Below are 24,918 nucleotides of genomic sequence, written 5' to 3' on the forward strand. Positions count from 1 at the left end.
GAGTGTTCATTTTATGAGTGGAGCAATTTCGAACGACAACATCAAACAGTTCCAAGCCGATTTGGCTAACACACCCGCTAGTGATGTGATTCAAAAGACCGTCATGAACAACGGCGTGCTGGCAAGCAGTGAGAATACAGATAGTAAGGTCAGCATGACCCCAACGTTCTCTATCGAACTCGATACCGGTTCCGTTGCCAATCAAAAGCAATCTGGCCGTTGCTGGATGTTTGCGGCATTGAACACCATGCGTCATGGTATTCAAGACCAATTCAAGATTAAGGATTTTGAACTATCTCAAAATTACACCAATTTCTGGGATAAATTCGAAAAATCTAACTACTTCTATGAGAATATCATTAAGACTGCTGGCGAATCACTCGATAGTCGTAAGGTCGCATTCTTAGTCGCCACACCTCAACAAGATGGTGGGCAATGGGATATGCTGACAGCGATCATCGACAAGTATGGGATTGTGCCAAAGTCCGTGATGCCTGAAACTTACAACTCAAGCAAGAGTGCTGAACTCAATAGCGTGTTGAACCTGAAGTTACGTAAGGATGCTGTGATTTTGCGCGATCTGGTCAACAGTGGCGCAAGCGCGGATGATGTTGAAGCCAAGAAGGCAGAGATGTTATCCGGTGTTTACCGCATCTTGGCTTACACATTGGGCAACCCACCAACCGAATTCGACTGGGAATACCGCGATGATGACCACGAATATCATATCGATCGTGACCTCACACCAAAGACCTTCTTCCAAAAGTATGTCGGCTGGAACTTGGCTGATTATCAAAGTATCATCAACGCCCCTACTGACGACAAGCCATACAATCACTTGTATACAGTTGAAATGTTAGGGAACGTTGTCGGCGGACGTGAAGTGCGTCACTTGAACCTCGATATCGACACCTTTAAGCAACTGGCTATCAAGCAGCTCGAAGCTGGCGAATCTGTTTGGTTCGGTAGTGATGTTGGTCAAAGTTCCGATCGTCAAATCGGGATTCTGGACACCGAAATCTATCACAAGGATGCCCTGTTCAACGTTGACCTCAGCATCACCAAGGCACAACGTTTGGATTACGGTGAAAGCTTAATGACCCACGCTATGGTCTTAACCGGTGTGGATATCGTTGATGGCAAGCCAACCAAGTGGAAGATTGAAAACTCTTGGGGCGATAAGGTTGGGAACAAGGGTTACTTTGTTGCCAGTGATGCTTGGTTTGATGAATTCGTCTACCAAGTTGTCATCAGCAAGAAGTACTTACCACTTGAACTCCAAACCGTCATCACAGATGAATATGACAAGCCAACTGTCTTGGCACCATGGGATCCAATGGGTGCTTTGGCATAAGAGTGTGAACTCACACGTTTTGCCTGTGAGCACTAACGGAACTGGCGTCAAATTGCGAATTTTGCAATTGGCGCTAGTTTTTGTTAGGCGGAACAGGCAGTGTGAGTGAACACGTTTAGAGCGCGACAAAAGACGGTTAAAACATGAGGATTAGCAATATTTTGGTCAGAATACGGTCTGTGTATTCGGACAAAATGAGCTAACCGGAGCGTTTTGGCTTTTGGAACGCGTTTAGAGCGTGACCAATCCCGGTTAGCAATCGAGTACTAACGGGCTTTGATGGACATGGCGTCCTGTGCCATGTGCGACAAGCGAGTTAGACGGAGATTGTTGGGACTGGGAACGCGTTTAGCGCGCAACCGCGAACCAAAAAAGCAGTGACAAACCGCGAAGGTTTGTCACTGCTTTTTTGTGGTTATAGGTGTGCCTTATCGATCAATTGCAGTTGATCGTCAAATGTATAGATGAGCGGCTGCGCATTACCGATTTCAACGCGGTCAATTTCATCATCAGGAATCGCTTCGATGAACTTCACCAACGCGCGAATGGTTGAACCATGGGCGACCAATAATTGATTATCTCCTGCTTTCAGACGTGGCGCTAATTCGTCAGTCCAATAAGGAACCAATCGCTCACTCGCCATCTTGAGACTTTCACCACGAGGAATAATGGATGCAGGGAAACGGTGATAACGCCGACTGCGCGAAGGATGTGTCAGCAATGGTGGTACCTGAGCAAAACTCCGCCGCCACATTGCGACTTGATCGACGCCAAATAAGACTTTGGTTTCGTCTTTATTCAGACCACGTAGCGCCCCATAATGCCGTTCATTCAAGCGCCAACTCTTGGTGATGGGTAACCAATTTGTTCCAGTTCATCCTGAACCAAGTAAGCGGTCATGATAGCGCGTTTGAGCATTGACGTGTGAACATGTTCAAATGCCAATCCTGTCTGTGCCAGTGCTTGGCCCGCCGCATGAGCCTGCTCGATTCCCTTTTTGTCAAAGGCACATCTGACCAGCCTGTATATGTATTGGCAAAATTGGCCTCACTTTCACCGTGTCGCAATAAAACTAATTTGACCACGTTCTCACCTCTCATTGATTTTCACTTAAGTATAGCATTTTTCACGGGCGCAAGCGGACCTTACAGAATTGTCATTTACGGGCCTGCGTTTGTTCGCGATTTCAATGTTTGGCAGCCGGTCTTGCATGTAATATAGTTGGTGGAGGTGACAGAGATGAAGCTATCAGCAAAACGTATTTTCGGGGCGGTTCTCGCAGCAGTCGTTGGTATTACCGGGATGACTTACTTGTTGGTCACCCACTACTTACAACTGGGTCAACAGCAAGATTCAGCTTACGCAACCACTTACTATCAATCTGACGAAAAATAAACATTCAAAAGGCTGTGACAACACCCACGCGGGGTCGTCACAGCCTTATTTTTCTTAATCTTGAATGGTGATATTCAGGCTGCCCAGCTGGTCAATCGCACTCACCAGCTTATCGCCTGGTTGCAGGAATTGTTGCGGGTCACGCCCCACGCCCACACCACTTGGGGTGCCGGTAAAAATCACATCGCCTGCGACCAATTCAGTGACGCTCGATACATAGCTAATTAACGTTGGCACATCAAAAATCATTTGGTCCAGTGTGGCATGCTGCATCACCTGATCATTGACGCGCGTTTCAATCTGGAGTTGCCCCAACTCACTGATTTCGTCTGGTGTTGTTACCCAAGGTCCCATGGGGCCATAGTTTTCAAATGACTTCCCCATTGAAAATTGCGGGGTGGCATTGGCAAATTGCACCGCCCGGTCGGATAAATCTTGACCAATCATATAGCCGGCAACATGCGTCAGTGCATCCGCCTTTGTGATATCACGGCCACCACGGCCAATCACAATCACCAACTCTGTTTCCCAGTCCGTCTTATCGCCGTGCCGCTTGACAGTGACATTGGGTGCGGCCAAACTCGTCTGAAACTTGGTGAAGATACTGGGCACTTCGGGTAATTGGATATGGATCTCTTGTGAATGATCACGATAATTCATCCCCACCGCAAACACCTGTGTCGGCACCGGAATCGGCATCTGTAGTGCTGCCATATCCAGTGGATGGGCCGCTTCCAAGGTATAGTGTGCCAGACCATTTTCAATCACTTCAAACACAGTCGCCGCTGATTGCACAATTTGGCCCACGACCGTATCGCCTTCAACTGTTATGGCCACGACCTGATTGTGATACATCCCTAATTTCATGATGGTGCCTCCTGTAACCGTTTTAACCTATTATAGGAGTGCAATCACATGAAGACAAAAAGTTCCAGCACCACCAACCATGCGGCCGGTACTGCTGGAACTGAGTTGATTTTACAAATCGTGGACTGAATCTTTTTGTGCCAAGGCAACATCTTGTCGACACGTTCGATAAAGCTCTCGCCGACAAATGAAATGACGGAACCGAGCAAGATAATGACAATCCCGACAATGGTGAGCCCAGGAATGCGTTCGCCCAAGATGATAGCGGCCATGATTGGTGCAAGGCCTGGCTTGATGAAGAACACCAGTGACGCTGTTGAGACATCAGAGCGCTCCATCGCGATGAAGTAAAAGGCAAACCCTAAACCGGTGACCCCAATCCCAATATAAGCAAGCATTGGTAAGGAAGACCATGAAATTCCCTGAACAACTGGAATATTCACGAAGTCTTTGAGTCCCGGATTAGCCAGGGCCCGCGTCACAACAGGTAAGTGACTCAAACCAATACCGATCAACAGTTCAGCGGCACCGAACAAGAACGTAAAGGTCGTCATCACAATCCCGTTATAGTGATATTTTTGTGAACCCCAACGAGAAATGATACTATATAAGCCAAAAGTAATGGCTGATATCACAGCAAGACTCAAGCCAAATGGATTCGTGAGATGTGCTGGATTAATGATAATCAATAAGCCGATAACCGAGATCACCACTGAGATGATGCTGGTTCGACTCAACGTCTCGTGCAACAAGATATATGAGAATAAGAGCGCGAAGACGGGGTTGCAAGAGAACAAGACAGCAACCGTAGCCGCTGGCGCATTTTCAACCGCCAGCTGGAAGAAGGTCATACTGACAATTACACACACGAATCCTGTCAGTGCAAAAATCCCCCAGTGCGGTAGAATCCGCAGTTGATGTTGCCGCAAAAACTTCATTGCCAGCGGTAATAACACTAATCCGCCGATTAAGAAGCGCAAAAAGTTGAGTTGTAGTGCTGAAAAAGTGCCTCCTGCCAGTTTCAGAACAATCTCCATTGAACTGAACAAGAAGGTTGACATTACAATGTATCCGATCGTTTTTCTCACGTCAGCCAGTCCAATCTATTATGTAATTTACAATATTCAGTATAGCACTTTCAGAAATTATGCGGGCCAAAGCGTTTAAAATCGGCCTTTGAATTTACTTGTAACATCAATAATATTTTGAAAGAATGTGATTTCATCATGCAACAAACTGAAAAACCGGTTTCGATGCCGGAGCTTTTTTATGATCTCATCTTTGCTTATGCAATTGGCCGCATGACTCAGACACTCGCGATGCCAACCCATGGCGTGATTTCCTGGCTCAATCTGGGTGAATTCTTGATGATGTTCCTCGTCTTTTGGACGGTGTGGACTTATCAAACCGTTTTTGCCAATCGCTTCTTCACCGGTCAGTTCTGGTCGCAGCTCTTCATGGCCGCAGATATGTTTCTGGTCACCTACCTCTCGACGGCCCTCAACGTTGACTTTGCCGCCACCAAGGTTGCGTTTCAACTGAGCACAGCACTGCTGTTATTGAGTGTTGCGATACAATATGCCATCGCGGCCAAGGCAACACCCAATCCGCTGAGTCGCCCACTGATAACGATTCTGAGTCTCAGTGGTGGTTTCGCCCTCATCTCTTTGCTTCCCAGTAACTATGCGGTTTCATTTGGCATCTTCTTCACCGGTATCATCATCGCGGCTTTCTCACCACTGTTGTTTGCCAATCGGTTTGCAGCCTTGCCGACTGATTTCCCCCACCTCACCGAACGCTACTCACTGCTCACCTTACTGATTTTCGGTGAAGCAGTAATTGCCATCGCTGAAACCTTACATCACGAATTCGGCATCGCACAGTTCTTTTTCTTCGCGATAATCGTCTTACTCTTCGTGATGTACATTCTGGTTTATGAACGCGGCATCGATCGCCATCGTCAAACGGCGGGTCTGGTTACCATCCATATTCATTACCCCTTGCTGATCAGTATTCTCGCGCTGGCAACCTTCATTCGCCTCTATCTGAGTCATGAATTGAATCCGCAATGGTACTGGTTAGGCAGTGTGCTCGCACTGGCTGGTTTCTTATTCAGTCTTGCCATATACCTGCACGCGTATCGGCGACCACAAGTCGATATCGGTTTTAAACGCTTCTTTTATTTTGGCTTCACGATTTTGCTATTTGCTGTTTACAGCTTCGTCACGATGGGTATTCCACTACTCAATCTGCTCGGGCTCACCGCTTATCTGATTGCAAATAACCTATACTACTGGCAATTTATTTTGTCAGAACGCAACTAAGCGTATAATGAGAGGAATAAAGGGGTGGCAAATTTGAAAACATATGATGTAACATTCCACACGCTTGACGGCAAATCAATCATCAAGCGAAACGTCAACAGTGAACATAACAACGAACGTGTTTGGGAAGACGCGGTCGAACGCTTCGACACCGATCACTTGTTCATCCGCATGAATGACAAGACTTTGGTCAGCTTGCTGCGCAGTGCAATTGTCCGGATTGATATGACTGAACTCGAATCCGATCAAGAAAAGTCGCAAGATCGTCGCGATGAATTCCGCAACGCCATCTATACCTTGGGTCAGATGGGACTGTAATCCCTAAGATTTCAATCAAAATAAGGCGCTATGACAAGACCAATCAGGTTTTGTCATAGCGCCTTATTTCTTTGTTCTGAATCCTCACTGGGCGAAAGTCACTTCGGTCCGATGTCCTGGATGCGCCATCAGCCAATCCGCAAGCCGCTCACCAAGTACCTTTGCCATTGGCACTGCTGCCCGCATTTGTGCCGGTGTGATGTCATTTACATGCATGCCAGACACAATGATTGCATTGTTTTGTAAGGCTGGCTTAATAGCCTTAATCACAGGATTGATGAGCACTTTTTCTTGATGAACATGTCCAGGTCGACTCGGCATCGCAATGACTTCAGTCTGTCCCGTGTTATCCACAGTCATCACAACGCCATAGTGTGGCACGTCACCACCAATGACTTGAATCAACACGTCTAGACTCTGGCGTTCCAAGATTGCCTTCATCGTATAGCCTTCACGCGTGATGGACGTTTCAAACGTGTTATCGTTGTCTTGCATGGCCTAACCCCTCCCACCGTGCGCTCACTGTATTTTCGAGCCTTAAGCTATCCAAAATTTTCATAATCGTGTGATTAATAATATCATCGATTGTCTTGGGGTGATTGTAGAAGGCTGGAATCGGTGGAATCACCGCGACTCCCATCTTTGATAGCTTTAACATATTTTCAAGATGAATCTGATTGAAGGGGGATTCCCGCGGCACCACAATCAATTGTCGTTGTTCCTTCAATGTGACATCTGCTGCGCGGGCAATCAAATTTTCTCCGATCCCAGTCGCCACTGTGGCAATTGTTTTCATACTTGCGGGTACGATGACCATGCCATCGTGAATAAAGCTGCCACTCGCAATAGCGGCCCCCAAGTCCTGATCAGAATAAGTCACATCAGCCAGTGACTTGACCTGAGTCTCGTTATATTGTGTTTGCTCGATGGCCAAGTTTTCTTTGGCCCAACGACTCATCACCAAATGAACTTCAACGTCAGCCATTGCGTGCAAAACTTCTAGCAAACGAATGCCATAGATGGTCCCACTTGCGCCTGAGATACCGACCACAATTTTTCATATGTGCCCCTTTTCCAATTTAGTCCAAATACTTTTGCCAATCTGAGATTTCTTTGAATGCGGCCCGCTTGAATGTGTCGCGCATGTCGTAAGGAACTGTGCCGTCTAGTACCAACTTTGAGCTCATACCACGAATTCGAATGCGCGCGGGATCATATTCCGGTAATTCGGAGGGGTCGAGCGGATGATTCCGCATGCCTTCGAGGACCATGATGTCACGATCGGCTTGGAACCGTGTGTTGATTGTCCACATCACATCGTTCCAATCAAAGATATCCACATCTTCATCCACTAGAATAACTGTCTTAAGCTCTTTGAATGCTGAAAAGGCCAACAGTGCTGCTTGGCGTTGAATCCCTTCATCGGCTTCATTGTCCTTGTGAATCTGCATAATCGTCATGAGCTTGCCACCACCTGCAGGCGCATTATAAACATTCAATACTTTGCCTGGAATCGCCCGGTCAACCAGATTCAGTATCGATGCTTCGGTTGGAATGCCCGCCATCGAAACATGTTCTTCAGAAGGGCCAATCGTTGTTTGCACAATTGGACGATCCTGTCGATGCGTCACGGCTTTAACTTTGACCACATTCACAGCGGGATTGGCTGTGCCGTTATAACCTGGAAATTCAGGCATCGCATAGCCTGTGTTCGTATTGATATCCTCTTGCATCGTCTGATTCGGCATGATTTCGGCTTCAATAATCCATTCGGAACGGGCAATGCCTAATGCATCAACGGCAACACCGGGCACAACTTGAACCGGTTCATTACGTAATGCACCGGCAACCTGCAATTCGTTATACCCCAGTGGTGTGGTTGGTGGCTCAAATGTGGCACCGATGGTAATTGCGGGGTCCAAGCCAATATTAATGGTGATTGGCATCGGCTTGTTCTGGGCCTCATATGCTTTCAAAAAGCACCGATATGCCGGCCGCCTGGCATGATATACATACCGATGGTGTCTTTATCCTCCAAGACCATCCGGTGAATGGTGACATCGCTCTGCTGATGATCCATACTATGACCGTACACAACGCCCATGGTGATATAGGGCCCAGCATCTTCCGGTGTGTTGGTCGGAGCGGCAAGTAATTCGCGAATATCAAATCCGGATCTGAGGCCAAATGCACCACTTCTTGTGCTGGTGCCTGTGACTTGTCGACCTGAACGGGTGCAACGGGATGCAAGACAGCTTCATTCAACATCTGACCCAACGTCTTGTAGTCATGGTGCAAGATTTGACCGACGCGTTTGCGTGAAGCCTGCAATCCAATAAGCACACGGCTATTAGGGAATCCCTTAACGTTGTTAAACATCATGGTTGGTCCTTCTGTCGTTGGCCGCTTAACGGTCCCACCGGCGCCAATATAGCGATAAACACCAGCTAGATCCGCATTGGGATCAATCTCGACATCCGTTTCGTGATACTGTCCTGGAACATCTTTAATTTCTTTGAGTACTTTTCTTAAATCATATAGTTCATTCACCATGAATAAGCCTCCTATTTGCTCACTTGTTGATACCTTCATTATGAGAGGCAGTCAGCTGGTGAACAATTCAAACAAAAGCCCGATGTATTCCAATATGGAATACATCGGGCTTTTGTTAAATCGATTGATTGGCAAAATGCCAAAAGGTATCAATGGCCTGCGAATGCTTATTGCGTTGTTTGACAAATGCTAAGTGACTGTATGCCTTGGGTTCAATCGGGATGGCCACCACGTTTTATAGTTGGTCAGATCAAATGATTTACGCATCATAATCGAGACTCCCACGCCGCGATTGAGCATGCCTAAAATCAAATCGATTCTTCGACCTTCATACGTAATCTGCGGCGTAATGCCGGCCTGCATGAGCATTGTTTTCACTGGATCAAACAGATTAGTCGCCGAATCCAACAGCAAAAATGATTCATGTACCAGCATTTCAAGCTTCACACTTGCTTGCGCGGCTAACCGATTGGATTTTGGCATCAAAATAACAAAGTAATCCTCTTCATTGATTAACGCCGTATATTTTGCCTGAATGGGATGAAAGAGGCGGGTGAAGATAATGTCCGCTCGATCATGGGTCAGAGCCGACTCGAGTTGATCCGTTTCGACTTCACTGAACTTCAAGTTGATGTCGGGATATTTTTGGTGAATTCTGTAATGATCTTGAACGCTTGGTACTGAGAAATCGATGGGATCCCCTTGATGACTAAAGTTTGCTCGGATGCTAAGCGCTGTGCTGCCACTTTGTCAGCTAACACTTGTGTTTCAGCAAGAACACGCTTCACTGCCGGCAACACTGCTTCACCGGCCGCCGTTAAAGTCACTTGACGGTGAGCGCGAGTGAATAGCTTAATGCCCCATTCCTTTTCTAACGCCATAATCTGTTTTGAGACCGTTGCTTGTGTCGAGAAAATACGTGCTGCAGTCTCACTGTAGTTCTTGGTCGTTGCTAAATCCACAAATGTTGCTAATTTTTGAGTATCCACACTCTCTTGTCCTCTCATCAATCCACGTACCGCTATTCTAACACAGGCAAACGGACACTAAAAAAGCAGTTGTAGAAATCAATTTCCACAACTGCTTTCATATTATCTAGCAATAAAAGCTGCCAATTAATGGCTTGCCTTAATCAATCGAGCAATATTTTCGGCTAATTCACTGATGTCATGATCCGTATCAGCGATGGCCTTATCGAGTGGCTTTGCGCCATCCGGTGTGGCAAAGATGGCATCGATGGCCTCCTTCTTATACAGCACATCGACACCTTCACCGATATTACCCGCCATCACAATCACGGGCGCATTCGGTGCCACACTCTTGGTCGCGAGTGCAACACCATACGGCGTCTTGCCGTACTGAGTTTGGAAGTCAATGCCGCCTTCACCAGTGATGACATAATCCGCGTTTTGTGCGCGTTCCTTCAGTTTGGTATACGCGATGACAATCTCAATACCACGATCCATCGTGGCATTCGTGAAGGCCAACAGTCCAGCACCCAAGCCACCAGCAGCGCCTGCACCAGGATAATCAGCCAAGTCCTTTCCCATGGTTGCTTTAATCACTGCCGCATAGTGATTCAGGTTATCGTCCAATGTCTTCACCATTTCTGGTGTTGCCCCCTTTTGTGGGCCAAAGACAGCCGAAGCACCTGTTTCACCAACGAGCGGATTCGTCACATCAGACGCAATCAAAATTTCGGTATCCTTGATGCGTGGATCAACCCCACTGACATCAATTGTCAGCAAATCGCCGAGTTGGCCACCACCAAAACCGAGTTCTTGGTCCGCTGCATCCTTGAGTGACACCCCGATTGCTTGAGCCATCCCAGCCCCACCATCATTGGTGGCAGAACCGCCGATACCCAGAATAATCTTTTGGCGCCACGATCGAGTGCCTTAATGATCAATTCACCGGTTCCATATGTGGTTGTAACCAATGGATTCTTGGTTTCATCCGTCACAAAGCCGATACCGCTCGCCGCAGACATCTCGATGGCGGCCGTTTCGCCGTCACCCAGCATGCCATACGCTGCTTGAACAGGCTTACCCAGTGGACCAGTGACCGTTTCAGTAATCAGTTCACCATCTGTGGCATCCACCAATGATTGAACCGTGCCTTCACCGCCATCAGCCATGGGCACCAGTTCATAGGTGGCGTCGGGATAAACCCGAGCGAGACCTGTTCGAATATCCTCAGCAGCTTCTTTTGCCGTCAAACTACCTTTAAAAGAATCAGGTGCAATCACAAATTTCATAGTATTCCTCCTACTAGAACATGAAGTGTAAGAACCCATACAAGACGGTCGCCGTGATTGTGGCACTCAGGCCGACCAATGATTCATAAACAATCGCGTGTGAACGTTCACTGATATCCATGTGCATCGCATTGGCTGTGACGTGGAAGTAGTTCCCATGTGGCAAGTGATCGATTACAATCCCACCGGTATGAACCATCGCTGCCGCTGCAATTGGGTTAACACCGAAGCCCAGAATGGCCTTTGAGAACGAGCCTGTTGCCAAGATAACCCCGGTTGAAGTCGAAGCAGTCGCTGCTGCCATCAGAATCCCAGAAATTGGGGCGAGCAGGGTTCCTGACATACCGGAGGCCTTGATCAAGTTAATGATCTGGTTTGGCAGATCAGAAGACGTGATGGTTGCCCCAATGGCACCAGCACCAATCAGAATCAGCACAACATCCGTCATGCGCGCAATACCAGATCGAGCGAACTCACTTAGTTGCTTACCCTGACCCATGGCTAAAGCGCCTACAACTGCCGCGAATGGTAAGACATACATCGCATCCAGATTAATTGTCGTTAACGCCGCAATGTGAAAAATTGATCCCAGTGGATTGAGTAGTAAGAGCACAATTGCTAGGACTGGTGTGACAAGCGATGCGCCCAATGAAGGCAATTTCTTGTCATCATCTGCAGCTGCCTGTGTCAGATTCTCGAGATCAGCATCCAGAACGGCTGATCCCCGCTTCCGAATCAACGTTGCAAGCAGCACAGTCACGATTAAAGCGATGACAGCGGGAATAAAGTCCGCAATCATGACTTGACTCAATTCAACGTTGAATCCCTTGGCAGCCGCAATCGTGTTAGGGTTAGGCGAGATAATATTCCCTGCCTTCCCACCACCAGACAAGGCGACAAGGAGTGACAGTTTGGAGAAGTTCATCCGTTTCCCCACTTCCAGCGCGATTGGTGCCACAATCAGCACCGCCACAGGAATGAAGACACCGACAGCCGTGATGATCATCGTGGCAAGCGCGAGTGCAAACAGCGCGAATCGATCGCCGAACTTAGACACGATGGCCCGAGCCAGCGTGTCAGCAGAACCAGACTCCATCATGACACCCGCCAACATACCGGCTGCCAGGACCCGCAGTACCGTTCCCATGACACTCTGCGAACCCTTGATCAAGATATCAATGGTTTGAACCAGATTTGCGCCACCAATCAAGCTCCCAATCACGGCCCCCAAAAGCAGTGAATAGACGGGGTTCAGCTTCTTCAGAATCAAAATAATTGCGACTGCTAGACCAATCAATGCGGCCCACCAGGTTAATACCAAGCTTCCCATATACATAACCTCCGTTCTTTTATTGTTGAACTGTACTAATTGTATTCCATTCTTTTTGAACTACAATGATTATGAATCAAATCATTAGACATTATATATAGTTTATATTTTTAACAATAAACATTATATCTGTATTAGGAGGAAAATATCATGCGCCGGACTAAAATTGTAGCGACGTTAGGACCTACTTCTGATAATTCTAAAACGATTGCAGGATTAATTGAAGCTGGAGTCAATGTATTTCGTTTTAATTTTTCCCATGGGACTCATGATTCACAACTCAAAACAATGAATTTGGCTAAAGAAGTTGCCGCTAAGCTCAATCGTCACGTGGCTTTAATGCTCGATACCAAGGGCGCAGAAATCAGAACTGGTCTCAATCAAGAGAGCCAGGCCATCGCCTTTCACACCGGAGACCGTTTCCGACTGACAATGAACACCGGACAACTAGGAACTCATGATGCCATCGATATTAGCTATGCTGGTGTCTTTGATCATACCGATATCGGTCATCGCGTACTTTTTGATGATGGCACACTAGAGACAATTGTGGTTGATAAAGACTTGGCCGCGCATGAATTAATCGTCGAAGCGCAAAACTCGCTATTACTCGGCGAACATAAGGGCGTCAATATTCCCGGTGTCCAAATTGATTTAAAGGGACTCACAGACCGCGATCGCGATGATATCTCTTTTGGGGTCAAACAAGGCATTCAGTTTATTGCCGCGAGTTTTGTCCGCAAACCATCTGATGTCTGGGACATCAAAAACCTCTTAGCTGATTTAGACGCCACAGACGTCATGATTATCCCCAAAATTGAATCACAAGAAGGCATTGATAATATCGATGGCATTCTAGCGGCCGCAGATGGCATTATGGTCGCCCGTGGTGATCTGGGAGTCGAAATTCCTTTTGAAGATGTGCCCTCTGTTGAACAGAACTTGATTACCAAGGCATTATTGGCTGGCAAACCCGTCATCACCGCCACCCAAATGCTTGACTCGATGCAACACAACCCACGGCCAACGCGTGCTGAGGTGACCGACGTGACTTATGCGGTTTTAGCCGGCACAGACGCCACTATGTTATCGGGCGAAAGTGCCAACGGCGAGTATCCCGTTGAGTCCGTCGCCACGATGGCAAGCATTGATGAGCATGCTGATTTACAATTAATCGATCACGGTAGTCGCATTCCACGGCCACAGACAGAAAATATCACCACAACAACTGCAATTTCAGCTGTTACCGCGGCTGAAAAGGTCAACGCCAAGGCAATTATCAGCATCACGCAACCGGCTTTACCGCCCGCCAAATCTCACGCTTCAAACCACCCGTCCCTATTATTGCCGCAACCTTTGACCGGCAAACTGCTGATGGACTACTCCTGTCCTGGGGTGTAACTCCCTTTGTGATCAATCAAAGTACTGATTTTGAGCAAGTGGTCCGCCACGCTGAAGTCCTACTCATTCAAGAACGATTAGCGCAACCCGGCGATATTGTCATTATTGTCGCAGGCTTACCTTTAGGAAAAGCACAAGACACCAATAACGTGATGATTCGGCGATTGAGCGAATAATAAATCGACATGAAAGAAGCCGTGACAAACCCATTTTTGAGGTTTGTCACGGCTTCTTTTTGTATGACAGTTTTTAATATTTTAATCAGCGTAATTGATGTGTAACAGTGGTGCATGCTTAACATCTTCAATGGTCTTAGTACCGGCCAATTGCATGATGATTTCTAATTCGTGGTCGATGTGTTCAAAGACACTTTGAACCCCTTCTGCGCCACCTAAAGCCAAGCCATAAATGACAGGACGGCCAAAGGCAACTAAGTCAGCACCAGCAGCTAATGCCTTGAAGACATGGCTCCCACGGCGAACACCAGAATCAAAAATGATTGGTACTTGGTGGTTAACTGCCTTAGCGATGCTTTCAAGTACATCGAATGATGCTGGGCCACCATTAATTGGCGACCACCGTGATTAGAAACATAAATCCCGGCGGCACCGGCACCGATTGCACGCAAGGCATCTTCAGGAGATTGAATTCCCTTAACAATGACTGGTAAATCAGTGTATTCAGCGATCCGACGGACATCATCAGGGCCAATCTTTTGAGCAGCAGAGGCATAGATTTCACCGATACCCTTGCCCTTCCCATCGCCTTCAGAGAACTTGGTCAAGTTCGCCATTGGAATAGGGAATTGGAAGTTATTGATAATATCTTGTTCACGATAACCATCAACAGTCGCATCAACAGTTAAGATAATGGCCTTAACGCCAGCCTTCTTAGCTTCATCCAACAAGGATTCGTTGAAGCTCCAATCCTTACTCATATAGAGTTGGAAGAATTGTGGTGCGCCATTGCCGGCTGCGGCTGTATCAGCAATTGATGTTGAACTATAGGTACTTTGTGCCATCAAGCCACCAACTGCGGCAACGCCACGTGCAGTATCTGCTTCACCCTTGGCATGTGCCAAGCCTTGAGCAGCTGTTGGCGCCATCATAACAGGTGTCTTCAAGTCCAGGCCAAAAACATTGGTCGACAAGTCAGGAGATTCAATATCAGAAAGCGCCTTTGGTACGATTTGTGCATGCTCAAACGCCTTCGTATTTTGCCGAAGTGTCCAATCATCCTCTGAACCACCAAAGATGTAACCATAACCACCTGTTGGGATGATCTTCTTTGCTTCATCTTCTAACGCTGGCAGATTTAAAATATCCAGCTTCTTTTCGTTGTCACTTTGTTCGTAGCCATTTACTACTGTCATGATTAGTGCCCCCTTAATTAACTATGAGTCGAGCATATCACTTATAAAAAGTAAGTAAAGTACTTTTGCCGAATTTTTTAATCGCACACAAAAACAGCGGCATCATCCTCAACCACGTCTGGTTGAAAATGATGCCGCTGTACGAGATGTTAATCCCGCGCTTCCCTTGTGAAGCGCCGGATCATCACCTCACCCGTCTAGCTATTTGTCAGCTTTATCAACGGTATCGTTGAACTTCTTAGCGGCCTTTTCTTTCATATCTTCGCCCGCTTCGCCAACTTGCTTTTTAGCGTCGTTAACCTTTTCTTTGGCAGCACCCTTGAGTTGTTCTGCCTTACCTTTTGCTTCGAGCTCTTCATTATTGGTTAACTTGCCAGTCTCTTCTTTGACCTTACCTACTACTTTATCTTTCATTGAATCGAAATCTGCCATGTGTATAACCTCCAGTGATTATTTTTTGAACCATCTTAAGCATACAAGGTTGGGGTAAACACATGCACGTTTTATGCTCAAAACTTTTAGTCGCTTTAGCGAGACACTGTCAAACGCTTGATGCCTGGCAACGTAATCATGACGACAAAGCTGAGCAGATAGAGTGCAGAAAGGCTGGCCATGGTCACACTCAGCGTGTAGTGATCCATTAGTACACCAATCATGACTGAGGAGAACCCGCCGATAGCGCGACCAGTATTCATAATCACATTGTTGGCAGTGGAGCGGATTTCAGTCGGATAGAGACGACTGATGACAGCGCCGTAGCCACCAAACATCCCGTTCGAAAAGAAACCAACAATCGCGCCAATAATGACTAAGGTCCAGGTGCTGTGTGCCCACGTAATCGCGAAGACAACCAGGGCCGATGCCAGCAAGAACACACTGAAGGCACGGCGGGGGCCAAATGATCGAGGATATTCCCAAATGTTAACATCCCCAAACTCATCCCAACGATTGTCGCAATCATCCATAATGATGAACCCGCAACGGATAAGCCCTGTTGCTTCTGCACAATCACGGGTAACCAGTTCATCAGGCCAAAATATCCCGCGATTTGTACAATGGCCATGACCATCAAGGCAATCGTCTGCCGGGCCACAGCTGGCGTGTTGAATAGGCGAGCAATCGATACTTTTGGCTGGATCTTCATCTTGTTGTGCAGCCAAGAATTCCGAACTTTCGTTGAGGTGGCGGCGGATGAAGAAGGTCAAAATAACCGGAAGAACGCCCATCAAGAACAAGGCATGCCAGCCAAATTGAGGAATGATGATGGCTGCGGCCAATGCTGCAAAGATTGCACCGACTTGGCCGCCAATCGCTGCAACCGAGGTCATCTTACCAATCTGATCGTGCCGAAAGCTCTCGGCAATCAATGTAATCCCAACGCCGTATTCACCACCGGCACCAATACCCGCCAAGAAGCGCAAGACATAGATAGTCGTGATGTCGTTAGCAAAATACATCAATGCCGTCGCAATTGCGAAAATAATCACTGTGTGTGAAAAAAGTCTTCACCCGTCCAAATCGGTCCCCTAAAAAACCGAAAAGGACACCGCCGACGAGCATACCTAAGTTAGTAATTGATCCAATCAGCCCGGCTGCCCCACTCGAGATGTGTAGTTGTGCAATGATGGGTGTCATTGCAAACGATAAAAACATGATATCCATGTTCTCGAGTGAAAAGCCGGCACTGGTTGACGCGATCACTTTCTTTTGGTCCGCACTCAGTCCTTGGTGTCCTAGTTGACTCAATTCCATATTCAGTTCCTCCAAAATGACCGCTCTCTGTCGGTCCTTATTTTGTTCACATGCCGCAGCACATTGTTGACTATTATGCCCGACATCGCGTTGAAGGGCAAGGCCAATTTGGACCGGATGATTTCATACGTCCTTTTCGACCGCTCAGCTATGCTTTTTAACCACTGAGCGCAAATCGGCCAATCAAGCCGTTAAAACGCGGTAAACTGCGTTCATGCTATATCAAAGGAGAATATAATGTCAGATTTAATTATCAAGAGCCTAACCAAAACCTTCCCGTCAAAAGTCGCCGTAAATCACATCAACATGCACATCAAGGCCGGTCAATTTGTCGCCTTCTTAGGGCCAAACGGTGCCGGCAAATCGACCACCGTTGGCATGATTACCGGTTTAACACAACCGACGAGCGGTCAAATCACATTGGGTTCCGAACACCCACAATCGCCGCAATACAAAACGCCAATTTGGTGTTGTCTTTCAAAACAGTGTGCTCGATCCCACTCTCACAGTCCAGCAAAACCTCGAACTCGCGCTCAAATGTACACTGATTTCAAATCGGAATGGTTAAACAAACTGATCTCTGACTTTGCACTTACCTCGATTTTGAATCAAGACTACGGCACACTCTCTGGCGGCCAACGCCGACGGGTCGATATTACCCGTGCGCTCATCCACCAACCGCAAGTTTTAGTTCTCGATGAACCATCAACGGGACTCGACATCCAGACCCGCAACACCATCTGGACCGCACTCCTTCAATTGCGACAAACGACGGGTCTCACAGTCATTTTGACCACCCATTATCTCGAAGAAACCGAAGCGGCAGACTATGTGTATATCATCGATCACGGTGACATCATCGCCGAAGATTCGGTGGCTAAACTCAAGCAACAGTATGCGCAATATCAATTAATCTTACAGTCAAATGATTATCCGGCATTGCTGAAGCTTTTGGACCGAACCTCCCTGCCTTATCAGCAATTAGACCAAGCGGTCACAGTCACTGTTCCAGACGCACGCACTGCGATTACAACGCTCAATTTATTGCAGCCGTATCTCACGACTTTTGAAAGTCGCGAAGGCGATATGAATGATATTTTTGTCACACTCACAGGAAAGGAAATCCGTTAATATGACAGCCCTCATCAAACGAAATTTGAAACTCTTTTTGGTAATCGCAGTACTGTTATTTTTCATTGTTAGGTGCATTGATTGCCTTTGTGCTCTACCTTATTTTTCTTAAAGCCAATCTGCAACAGAATCTACCCGCAGGCGTCGGCAAGCAGCTACTCGATCTCTGGGTAATGGGTGGCACACTCACCGTGACTGCCATCACCACGACGCAGAGTGCGCTGAGTCAGATGGTGACGGATCGTGAACAAGGTCAACTCGCTGATCTCCTGATGACAGGAACACCATTTTGGCAACTGCAGGCTGGTTATCTCGTCAGTGCCTTTGTCATTGGCTGGTTGATGCAAGTTGGTATGTTTGTGCTGATGAGTGGTTACTTCATGTTGGCCGATGGTCTGTCATTGACCGGCATCAACTTGGGACAGCTCATCTTGCTCAGTGCCTTAAGCAGTCTGGTATGGACAAGTTTTAATCTACTGATACTCAGTTTCGTGCATCGCGTTGACACGCTGGGTAAACTGGGCACGATTATTGGGACAGCCGCGGGCTTTTTCGCCGGTGTTTACATGCCAATTGGTAGTGTACCGACCAGCGCGCAATGGCTGATGAAGTTAACACCTGCGCCTTATAATGCAGCCCTTTTTCGACAGAATCTGATGACACCCGCCATCCAGCGAAAATTCAGTGGTCATCTCATCACATATCCGAAGACTTTTGACACCATGATGGGAAGCAAAATCCAATGGCACCACAGTCTGAGTGCATCCACGACAATTCTAGTTTTATTTGGCTTTACCGTTCTGTTCAGTCTTCTCACACTGATACTTGCCCGCCGTAGCCAACGCACAGCTATTGTTCGTGTATAATTGATTTAATTCTTAAGAGTCGAGGTAATCAAGTGAAAATCTCATTTGAGCAAGATGCATCACTGAGCGCGGATCAAATCGAAGTGTTAGTGCGCGCCGCGGATACGAACCCGGACGTACTCGATCTGCTAGCCCAGCTTAATCAACTGAATAAGCAAGCCCATACGCTGCCGATTACCGTGGATGACCAGGTCATCGTCATTCCCATCTCAGAGATTGTCGCAATTGAAGTTCTCAGTGAACAGCTCACGATTCATACGCTACATCGGGAATATCTCACGCGCGGGCACCTAAAGGACGTTGTAGAGAAACTAGACCCCGTCACTTTCGTTCGCATTAGTCGCAGCGCGGTTCTCAACCTCAATCAGCTCAACTTGCTAGAACCTGAATTCTCAGGCAATCTGCTCGCCAAAATGAAGACTGGCCTATCACTCACGGTGAGTCGCAAGTATGTCTCAGAACTCAAGAAAGCATTGGGGATGTGAATCATGCAAACAATTAAAACACTCATTATGAACGCCTTTACTGGGATTGTGATTGGCAGTACGGTTTTCTTAGGCACTATCATCTTCGGCCTCACAACCACAATGCCCACACCAATGACTGCACTAGGTATTGTAATCATGAGCGCGTTGATTGGCGCGCTCAACGACATCGTGACAAGCAACTGGCTGCCATACCCTGTCCTTATCGGTATCCATTTTATCAGCACGATGCTGATTGTGATTGCTGCCGACTTCTTGCTGCATTGGGGCTGGCTCGAACACACATCACTGGTCGCCTTCATCGTTACTTTTACAATTATCTACGGTCTCGTTTGGTTAGGTGTCTATCTACACTCGTGGTTAACCACGCGCCGACTCAATCAGCGATTACGCGAACGAAGCCGCAAATAGCAACAAAAACGTCTGTGACAAGGCCAGTTGGTTTTGTCACAGACGTTTTCTTTACTTCAACTCACGGCGCGTCTCCGCTTCTTTGCGGAGTTGGCGCTGGGCTTTCTTTGAGCCACGATTCAAGTCGTGTGCCTGTTTATAACTCGCATAATCAGTGAATAGCAAATCCAAGTTATACCCTTGTGGATAAAGTTCAGCAGCAGTTGCTAACAATTCCAGACGTTTCCGTGGTTGGTCACTGAACTGGCCATCCACATAGACCTCAACATCTAACTCACCCGTGTCTTTTGTGACCAAGGCTTCTTGCTTTGTGGCCGTCAATAACACGCGATCGCCACGATTGAAGCGCATTGCAGATTCGCTTGATTTCTGTTCTTGGTGAGTGAATTGCCGCTTTGTTGTCTGGTACGCTTTATCAGTCATATAACGTTGTGCGCGGCGAATCAGACTTGTGGACATCCGCATTTTGCGCGCTATCCACAGCGCCTGACTGTCCCCCGTTACACCCAGTTTCAGCTGGTACTTCGGCATTAAGGTTTCCTGGTCAAAGGCCATGGCGGCCGGGATGAAATCCTCATGCGTCTCGGCAAACCGCTTGATCTCACCATAGTGTGTGGTTGCCATCAGCAGTGCGCCCTGGTCGTAGAGCGTCTCCATAATGGCAATTGCGAGCGCGGCACCTTCGTTAGGTTCCGTCCCACTACCAATTTCATCCAGCAATACCAGCGTGTTGCGCCCCGTTTGATTCAGAATCTGGGCGATGTTGTGCATATGGCCAGAAAACGTGCTCAGCGCATTGCCCAAGTCTTGTTGGTCGCCCATATCAACAAAGATGTGGTCAAAGACAGCAATGTCGGTGCCGGCCGCAGCGGGAATCTGTAGTCCGAACATGGTCATCAGTGTCAGTAAGCCCACCGTCTTCAGCGTCACAGTTTTACCCCCGGCGTTTGGTCCGGTGATTACCAACCCGCGATAGTCAGTGCCAAGCGCGATATCGAGTGGGACAGCATCTTTTGGTAACAGTGGGTGGCGACCGTGGTGAATCACAATCCGCTCATCCTTGTTCACAGCTGGTGTGTGCCCGTCGATTTCGCGACTATACTTGGCCCGTGCGACAATAACATCGAGTGCCGTCACGGTTTCAATCACGTCATCGATTGTCGTTTCTTGTTCAGCAACCCGTCCTGTGAGTTCGGCCAATATCTGGTATTCTTCGGCAATCGCCTCAGCGTGAACCAGCGCGTATTTCTCATTCAGCTTAGCGACACTGTTGGGTTCAACGAAAACCGTCATCCCCTTGTTGGATTGCTCGATGATATTACCATCGACCTTGTGCTTGTAACTGGCCTTAATTGGAATCGTGTAGTGATCCATCTTTTTCACCACGATGGCATCTTGAATATAGGTCTGATTGTTCGCGTGGCGCAGGAAACGTTGCAATTTGTCTTGAATCTCTTGGTCGATGTCACTCATTTGGTGACGCAGTTTGCGTAACTGGCGCGAAGCTGTATCGGCGACTTGTTGATGCTGAATCTGTTGATAGATGGCATCTTCAATCGTAGCAAAATCAGGTAGTGCATCCGCATAGTTGGCCAGTAGCGGCGCCATCTCTTGGTTCTTGCTAAAGAACTGATGCAGCAGACGACTACTGCGGAGAAAATCAGCAAAATTAACCAGTTCAGCTGGTGTAAGAATCATGCCTTTTTTGACCTGCGCCATGAGGTGATCCACATTGTCTAGACCCAGGAATGGCACGTGTTGATTGCTATCGAGGATGCGGCGCGCCTCTTTGGTTTCCTGTTGCCACGTTTGTACCGTGGCCAGATGATGTTGTGGCTGCATCGCTTCAATGCGGTCGCGGCTGTGTTGACCGATTGCCTTTTCTTTAACGCTATTCTTAATTTGATCGAATTCAAGTTTGGTGATTGTTTCATTATTCATGAGTTTGCTCCTTATGTGGCGGAGCGATACCGGTCATTCATAAATAACCGTTTAATTTTTGTATCAAAAAGCCGACAGTCATCCCGTCGGCTTCTGCATTCGCTGCTTTTGACGGTATCACTCAGTGGACGCCAAATAAACCCTCATTGGTTCATTCAACGTTTTCAATTACTGAATTAGATACCGCGCACACTCATACAGCAAACTCCTTTTGCTTTTAAACGAATTATTTATTGGCTATACCTTACCACGAGACGTCACAGATGGCAACCTGGGAGCCTTTCATAAATAATTAAATAACAAGTGTTGACAGTCTGAACAATCGGGCGTATGATACAAGTAATTTATGAAAGGGGGTGATGCCTTTTGACTACCGATAGTAATCTTAAGGCATCAGCCACGGAGCGTGCAGCTAAGTAGCTGATGCCATTAAGAGAGGCCCTGCGAAATCATTCGCAGGGTTTTTTCTTGCTCTTTTTGGTGCGATGGTGTCTTTGATTGTCCCGCAATGGTTGGCCTTGCTACAATTAAGCTAATCAGATTGTGGTAAAGGAGGCCGTCATGGATTATATCTCAGCAAACAAAGCTGCATGGGAGGAAGCATTCGATCACCGCCGCCCGCATTGGGGTGATGATGTCCCTGCTCGACTGCAGCAGGAGCATCTCCCATTTCTCGATCCTGCCATCGTCGCAGAGGTCGAACAGCTCGATTTAAAAAACAAAACCATCGCCCAATTTTGTTGTAATAATGGTCGCGAATTGCTCTCACTAATGCAGCTGGGTGCGACACGTGGCGTCGGCTTTGACATTGCCGACAATATTCTCGCGCAGGCACGCACCAATGCCGCGGCCGCCAACATCACCAATTGCGAATTCGTCAGCACTAATATTCTCGAAATTCCGGCAGCTTATCATGAGCAGTTCGACTTGATTATTTTCACCATTGGCGCCATCACCTGGTTTGAAGATTTGAAGCCCTTATTTGCCAAAGTTGCTGACTGCTTAAAACCTGGTGGCATCTTACTCCTTCATGACTTTCATCCACTGATGAACATGTTGCCGTTGCCCGGCGAAGCTGACTTTAAGGCGGATGATCTGAGTCATATCGCCTATCCGTATTTCAAACCGGACCCCTTCATCGAAAACGATGGCATCAGCTACATCGCTGAACCCTACAAATCAAAGACCCTCACCAGTTTTGCACATCCCATCTCGGCCATCATCAACAATATCATCGTTAATGGCATGCAATTGACTGCCTTCAATGAATATGATTACGATGTGGGCCTCACTGATGTGTACGACGGCAAAGGCTATCCGTTGTCATTTTTATTGGAAGCAAATAAGCTGATCTAATTCTGAAGAATTAGGTCAGCTTTTTTGTGTTTCATCTATAGTTTAAAATACCGTCGCACGTCATCAACATAGCCCTCGCGCTCATTGATTGGTCCAAGCAGAGCCGGATTATGCGTACTGGTTTTGCCGGTCTCACGTAAGTATGTGTAGACCGATAAGTATGGCAAGTGTTTCGCGGCCGCGCGCTGCAGTTCGCTCTCAATCGCGTAGGCCACTTTGCGAAAATTAACCTGAATCCGGCCAGCGTCATCGATTTCGAGCAACGCATAGTGAGCCCGTTGATCATCGAAGAAGTGCTGCCAAGGACTGTACGGTTGCCCCGTCGCTCCCGGATTGATCACCAATTGGCCCGCTTCACTGACGCGCATCACTTGTTGATGGGTGTGGCCATAAATCGCAACATCCTGATCTGGTGTGAAGAGGTGTTCAAAATTAGCCTGTGCTTCTGCGGAATATAAATCCCGGCCGTCGTCCCGATCGGGCTGGTTGTGTGACAAACCAATTTTGAGCCCATTAACAGTGACCTGAGTTGAAATCGGCAGTGTTCGCAGCCACGCAAAATCTTCGGCAGACAAATCTTCCAATAGGAACTGGCTAAGCCGCGCGACATAGACATCCGTTGGCGAATCTACGTGGATATCCCCATCCGCAATGTCAAAAATAGCGCGTTCCCAATTACCGCGTAACCAAACGCTGGGCTGCACATCCCGCAACATCGTTAACAGGTCACTGCGCCCCGGCCCCGGTAAAAAGAGATCGCCCAGGAACCAATAGTCCGTTGCGTGTTGTGCTTTGGCATCTTCCAGAACGGCTTGTAAGGCCGACACGTTGCCATGGATATCAGCTAATACCGCTATTTTATGAATCATGATGACACTCCTTCATTACATTGTTAGGATAACTCAAAATACCGCACCACTTCCGCGGTGTAGCCAAACTCGCGATTAATCGGCGCCAGTAATTCTGGGTTATGGTTGGCGGGTTCGCCCGTTTCACGCAAGTGCTTATACACGTCAAAATAGGGCAACTCACGTTCTTTTGCCACCTGCAATTCCTTTTCAACATCGTAGGCGACTCGGCGAAAATCAACCTGAACGCGCCCTAAGTCATCGATTTCAAGCAAGGCATACTGTGCGCCAGGGTCACGCATGAAGCGCGGCCAACTACTGTAAGGCTGCCCCACCGAACCGGGATTAATGACCAACTGCCCCGCTGAACTCGTCCGCATAATCTGCGTGTGCGAGTGCCCATACAGCGCGATATCTTGATTCGGGATGAATAGCCGATCAAAACCCGCCTGTGCTCTGGCTGGAAAAATAGTTTGTGAATTATCTTGATCGCGCTGGCTGTGTGTCAGGCCAATCGCAACGCCCTCACAGACGACATCTGTCGCAATCAGCAATGTTTTCAACCAAGCGAAATCTGCCGCTGAGAGATCTGCCAACAGATATTCACTCAGGCGTGCTAAGTAGATATCAACTGGATTATCGCGATCGATCTGACCATCTGCCAGTCTAAAAATCAGCCGCTCCCAATTGCCGCGCAGCCAGACGCTGGGATGCACCGCCCGAAGCATCGTTAGCAGATCACTGCGTCCCGGCCCCGGCAAAAAGAGATCACCCAAGAACCAGTAATCCGTCGCCTGCTGAATCTTGGCATCCGTGAGAACCGCTTCAAGTGCTGATACATTGCCATGCACATCGGACAACACCGCTATTTTATGCTGCATCCGCTCACTTCCTCGCCCGTAATTGTCGTTAGTATAGCATAGAAAGCCGATTCGGCTGGCTGAAAACCCAACAAAA

The 24,918-nt window shown here is 47.7% G+C and carries 23 protein-coding genes and 5 pseudogenes; 11 read left to right on the forward strand and 17 right to left on the reverse strand.

The window, feature by feature from the left end:
* Positions 1–13 precede the first annotated feature (13 nt).
* Entirely contained in the window at positions 14–1,354 is a 1,341-nt protein-coding gene (locus JCM17471_RS08125) for a C1 family peptidase (RefSeq protein ID WP_054777484.1), read from the forward strand.
* Between the two features lie 415 nt (positions 1,355–1,769).
* On the opposite strand, the gene JCM17471_RS16545 is transcribed toward JCM17471_RS08125, so the two are convergent.
* The gene (locus JCM17471_RS16545) at positions 1,770–2,189 is read right to left on the reverse strand and encodes a 2,3-bisphosphoglycerate-dependent phosphoglycerate mutase (protein WP_369395842.1); all 420 of its coding nucleotides are present in this window, start codon (positions 2,187–2,189) and stop codon (positions 1,770–1,772) included.
* Positions 2,186–2,454, reverse strand: a pseudogene (locus JCM17471_RS16550) (histidine phosphatase family protein). Before JCM17471_RS16550 ends, JCM17471_RS16545 begins: the two are co-directional and overlap by 4 nt.
* Before the next feature lie 139 nt (positions 2,455–2,593).
* On the opposite strand from JCM17471_RS16550, the gene JCM17471_RS14080 reads away from it, so the two are divergent.
* Positions 2,594–2,749: a hypothetical protein gene (locus tag JCM17471_RS14080; RefSeq protein ID WP_156321648.1), complete on the forward strand. Its 156-nt coding sequence runs from the start codon at positions 2,594–2,596 to the stop codon at positions 2,747–2,749.
* 54 nt (positions 2,750–2,803) lie between these two features.
* Here JCM17471_RS14080 and JCM17471_RS08135 read toward each other — a convergent pair whose 3' ends face one another.
* Together JCM17471_RS08135 and JCM17471_RS08140 are read right to left on the reverse strand one after the other, a co-directional pair.
* Positions 2,804–3,616 carry a fumarylacetoacetate hydrolase family protein gene (locus JCM17471_RS08135; RefSeq protein WP_054777485.1) on the reverse strand — a complete coding sequence of 271 codons (813 nt, stop codon included), beginning with the start codon at positions 3,614–3,616 and terminating at the stop codon, positions 2,804–2,806.
* Positions 3,617–3,660: 44 nt separating this feature from the next.
* Positions 3,661–4,704: a DMT family transporter gene (locus JCM17471_RS08140; protein ID WP_082395262.1), complete on the reverse strand. Its 1,044-nt coding sequence runs from the start codon at positions 4,702–4,704 to the stop codon at positions 3,661–3,663.
* A gap of 138 nt (positions 4,705–4,842) precedes the next feature.
* Between JCM17471_RS08140 and JCM17471_RS08145 the strand changes: the two genes are divergently transcribed.
* Together JCM17471_RS08145 and JCM17471_RS08150 are read left to right on the forward strand one after the other, a co-directional pair.
* Positions 4,843–5,940: a low temperature requirement protein A gene (locus JCM17471_RS08145; protein WP_054777486.1), complete on the forward strand. Its 1,098-nt coding sequence runs from the start codon at positions 4,843–4,845 to the stop codon at positions 5,938–5,940.
* A gap of 33 nt (positions 5,941–5,973) precedes the next feature.
* A complete protein-coding gene (locus JCM17471_RS08150) occupies positions 5,974–6,258 on the forward strand; it encodes a hypothetical protein (RefSeq protein WP_054777487.1) in 285 nt (94 codons plus the stop codon).
* 84 nt (positions 6,259–6,342) lie between these two features.
* Here the strand turns inward: JCM17471_RS08150 and lpdD are convergent, their stop codons facing one another.
* The 7 genes and pseudogenes from lpdD to JCM17471_RS08180 form a co-directional block, all read right to left on the reverse strand.
* Entirely contained in the window at positions 6,343–6,753 is a 411-nt protein-coding gene (gene lpdD / locus JCM17471_RS08155) for a prenylated flavin chaperone LpdD (RefSeq protein ID WP_054777488.1), read from the reverse strand.
* Entirely contained in the window at positions 6,737–7,309 is a 573-nt protein-coding gene (locus JCM17471_RS08160) for a UbiX family flavin prenyltransferase (protein ID WP_439646758.1), read from the reverse strand. The genes lpdD and JCM17471_RS08160 overlap by 17 nt, the downstream gene beginning before the upstream one ends.
* A 28-nt stretch (positions 7,310–7,337) precedes the next feature.
* Positions 7,338–8,811, reverse strand: a pseudogene (locus JCM17471_RS08165) (UbiD family decarboxylase).
* A 189-nt stretch (positions 8,812–9,000) separates the two neighbouring features.
* Positions 9,001–9,438 (reverse strand): LysR family transcriptional regulator substrate-binding protein, encoded by a 438-nt coding sequence (locus JCM17471_RS15250; protein WP_263849462.1) that lies wholly within the window; start codon positions 9,436–9,438, stop codon positions 9,001–9,003.
* Positions 9,435–9,800, reverse strand: a complete 366-nt coding sequence (locus JCM17471_RS15255; protein WP_225354197.1) for a LysR family transcriptional regulator — start codon at positions 9,798–9,800, stop codon at positions 9,435–9,437. The genes JCM17471_RS15250 and JCM17471_RS15255 overlap by 4 nt, the downstream gene beginning before the upstream one ends.
* Before the next feature lie 126 nt (positions 9,801–9,926).
* Positions 9,927–11,068 (reverse strand): annotated as a pseudogene (locus JCM17471_RS08175) (glycerate kinase family protein).
* A 13-nt stretch (positions 11,069–11,081) separates the two neighbouring features.
* Positions 11,082–12,398 (reverse strand): GntP family permease, encoded by a 1,317-nt coding sequence (locus tag JCM17471_RS08180; RefSeq protein WP_054777489.1) that lies wholly within the window; start codon positions 12,396–12,398, stop codon positions 11,082–11,084.
* Between the two features lie 150 nt (positions 12,399–12,548).
* Here JCM17471_RS08180 and pyk point away from each other — a divergent pair, with 150 nt between their 5' ends.
* Both pyk and JCM17471_RS15260 read left to right on the forward strand, forming a co-directional pair.
* Entirely contained in the window at positions 12,549–13,799 is a 1,251-nt protein-coding gene (pyk, locus tag JCM17471_RS08185; RefSeq protein ID WP_225354198.1) for a pyruvate kinase, read from the forward strand.
* Positions 13,742–13,975 carry a pyruvate kinase alpha/beta domain-containing protein gene (locus tag JCM17471_RS15260; RefSeq protein ID WP_263849463.1) on the forward strand — a complete coding sequence of 78 codons (234 nt, stop codon included), beginning with the start codon at positions 13,742–13,744 and terminating at the stop codon, positions 13,973–13,975. The genes pyk and JCM17471_RS15260 overlap by 58 nt, the downstream gene beginning before the upstream one ends.
* 81 nt (positions 13,976–14,056) lie before the next feature.
* On the opposite strand, the pseudogene JCM17471_RS08190 reads toward JCM17471_RS15260, so the two are convergent.
* From JCM17471_RS08190 to JCM17471_RS08200, 3 genes and pseudogenes are all read right to left on the reverse strand, one after another.
* Positions 14,057–15,171 (reverse strand): annotated as a pseudogene (locus tag JCM17471_RS08190) (lactate oxidase).
* Between the two features lie 201 nt (positions 15,172–15,372).
* Entirely contained in the window at positions 15,373–15,603 is a 231-nt protein-coding gene (locus JCM17471_RS08195; RefSeq protein ID WP_054777490.1) for a CsbD family protein, read from the reverse strand.
* A gap of 95 nt (positions 15,604–15,698) precedes the next feature.
* Positions 15,699–16,923: pseudogene (locus JCM17471_RS08200) on the reverse strand (MFS transporter).
* A 237-nt stretch (positions 16,924–17,160) separates the two neighbouring features.
* On the opposite strand from JCM17471_RS08200, the gene JCM17471_RS08205 reads away from it, so the two are divergent.
* The 4 genes from JCM17471_RS08205 to JCM17471_RS08220 all read left to right on the forward strand — a co-directional run bounded on the left by JCM17471_RS08205 (position 17,161) and on the right by JCM17471_RS08220 (position 19,816).
* Positions 17,161–18,054 (forward strand): ABC transporter ATP-binding protein, encoded by an 894-nt coding sequence (locus JCM17471_RS08205; protein ID WP_082395263.1) that lies wholly within the window; start codon positions 17,161–17,163, stop codon positions 18,052–18,054.
* Positions 18,055–18,119: 65 nt separating this feature from the next.
* Positions 18,120–18,920 carry an ABC transporter permease gene (locus JCM17471_RS08210; protein ID WP_225354199.1) on the forward strand — a complete coding sequence of 267 codons (801 nt, stop codon included), beginning with the start codon at positions 18,120–18,122 and terminating at the stop codon, positions 18,918–18,920.
* A 32-nt stretch (positions 18,921–18,952) separates the two neighbouring features.
* Positions 18,953–19,405, forward strand: coding sequence for a LytTR family DNA-binding domain-containing protein (locus tag JCM17471_RS08215; protein WP_054777492.1), 453 nt, complete (start codon positions 18,953–18,955; stop codon positions 19,403–19,405).
* A 3-nt stretch (positions 19,406–19,408) separates the two neighbouring features.
* On the forward strand, positions 19,409–19,816 hold the full coding sequence (locus tag JCM17471_RS08220) for a DUF3021 domain-containing protein (protein WP_054777493.1): 408 nt from the start codon (positions 19,409–19,411) through the stop codon (positions 19,814–19,816).
* A 51-nt stretch (positions 19,817–19,867) separates the two neighbouring features.
* Here JCM17471_RS08220 and JCM17471_RS08225 read toward each other — a convergent pair whose 3' ends face one another.
* Positions 19,868–21,757 carry an endonuclease MutS2 gene (locus JCM17471_RS08225; RefSeq protein WP_054777494.1) on the reverse strand — a complete coding sequence of 630 codons (1,890 nt, stop codon included), beginning with the start codon at positions 21,755–21,757 and terminating at the stop codon, positions 19,868–19,870.
* Positions 21,758–22,318: 561 nt separating this feature from the next.
* On the opposite strand from JCM17471_RS08225, the gene JCM17471_RS08230 reads away from it, so the two are divergent.
* On the forward strand, positions 22,319–23,113 hold the full coding sequence (locus tag JCM17471_RS08230; RefSeq protein ID WP_054777495.1) for a class I SAM-dependent methyltransferase: 795 nt from the start codon (positions 22,319–22,321) through the stop codon (positions 23,111–23,113).
* Positions 23,114–23,148: 35 nt separating this feature from the next.
* Here JCM17471_RS08230 and JCM17471_RS08235 read toward each other — a convergent pair whose 3' ends face one another.
* A complete protein-coding gene (locus tag JCM17471_RS08235; protein ID WP_054777496.1) occupies positions 23,149–23,982 on the reverse strand; it encodes a metallophosphoesterase family protein in 834 nt (277 codons plus the stop codon).
* A 23-nt stretch (positions 23,983–24,005) separates the two neighbouring features.
* Positions 24,006–24,842 carry a metallophosphoesterase family protein gene (locus JCM17471_RS08240; RefSeq protein ID WP_054777497.1) on the reverse strand — a complete coding sequence of 279 codons (837 nt, stop codon included), beginning with the start codon at positions 24,840–24,842 and terminating at the stop codon, positions 24,006–24,008.
* Between the last annotated feature and the right edge of the window lie 76 nt (positions 24,843–24,918).

Source organism: Lacticaseibacillus saniviri JCM 17471 = DSM 24301 (assembly GCF_001311785.1).
Lineage (GTDB): Bacteria > Bacillota > Bacilli > Lactobacillales > Lactobacillaceae > Lacticaseibacillus > Lacticaseibacillus saniviri.

Excerpts from the sequence above, each read along its gene's own strand:
- JCM17471_RS08125 (WP_054777484.1), top strand. The coding sequence starts at position 14 with ATGAGTGGAGCAATTTCGAACGACAACATCAAACAGTTCCAAGCCGAT.
- JCM17471_RS14080 (WP_156321648.1), top strand. The coding sequence starts at position 2,594 with ATGAAGCTATCAGCAAAACGTATTTTCGGGGCGGTTCTCGCAGCAGTC.
- JCM17471_RS08135 (WP_054777485.1), bottom strand. The coding sequence starts at position 3,616 with ATGAAATTAGGGATGTATCACAATCAGGTCGTGGCCATAACAGTTGAA.
- JCM17471_RS08145 (WP_054777486.1), top strand. The coding sequence starts at position 4,843 with ATGCAACAAACTGAAAAACCGGTTTCGATGCCGGAGCTTTTTTATGAT.
- lpdD (WP_054777488.1), bottom strand. The coding sequence starts at position 6,753 with ATGCAAGACAACGATAACACGTTTGAAACGTCCATCACGCGTGAAGGC.
- JCM17471_RS08180 (WP_054777489.1), bottom strand. The coding sequence starts at position 12,398 with ATGGGAAGCTTGGTATTAACCTGGTGGGCCGCATTGATTGGTCTAGCA.
- pyk (WP_225354198.1), top strand. The coding sequence starts at position 12,549 with ATGCGCCGGACTAAAATTGTAGCGACGTTAGGACCTACTTCTGATAAT.
- JCM17471_RS08195 (WP_054777490.1), bottom strand. The coding sequence starts at position 15,603 with ATGGCAGATTTCGATTCAATGAAAGATAAAGTAGTAGGTAAGGTCAAA.
- JCM17471_RS08205 (WP_082395263.1), top strand. The coding sequence starts at position 17,161 with ATGTCAGATTTAATTATCAAGAGCCTAACCAAAACCTTCCCGTCAAAA.
- JCM17471_RS08220 (WP_054777493.1), top strand. The coding sequence starts at position 19,409 with ATGCAAACAATTAAAACACTCATTATGAACGCCTTTACTGGGATTGTG.
- JCM17471_RS08225 (WP_054777494.1), bottom strand. The coding sequence starts at position 21,757 with ATGAATAATGAAACAATCACCAAACTTGAATTCGATCAAATTAAGAAT.
- JCM17471_RS08230 (WP_054777495.1), top strand. The coding sequence starts at position 22,319 with ATGGATTATATCTCAGCAAACAAAGCTGCATGGGAGGAAGCATTCGAT.
- JCM17471_RS08235 (WP_054777496.1), bottom strand. The coding sequence starts at position 23,982 with ATGATTCATAAAATAGCGGTATTAGCTGATATCCATGGCAACGTGTCG.
- JCM17471_RS08240 (WP_054777497.1), bottom strand. The coding sequence starts at position 24,842 with ATGCAGCATAAAATAGCGGTGTTGTCCGATGTGCATGGCAATGTATCA.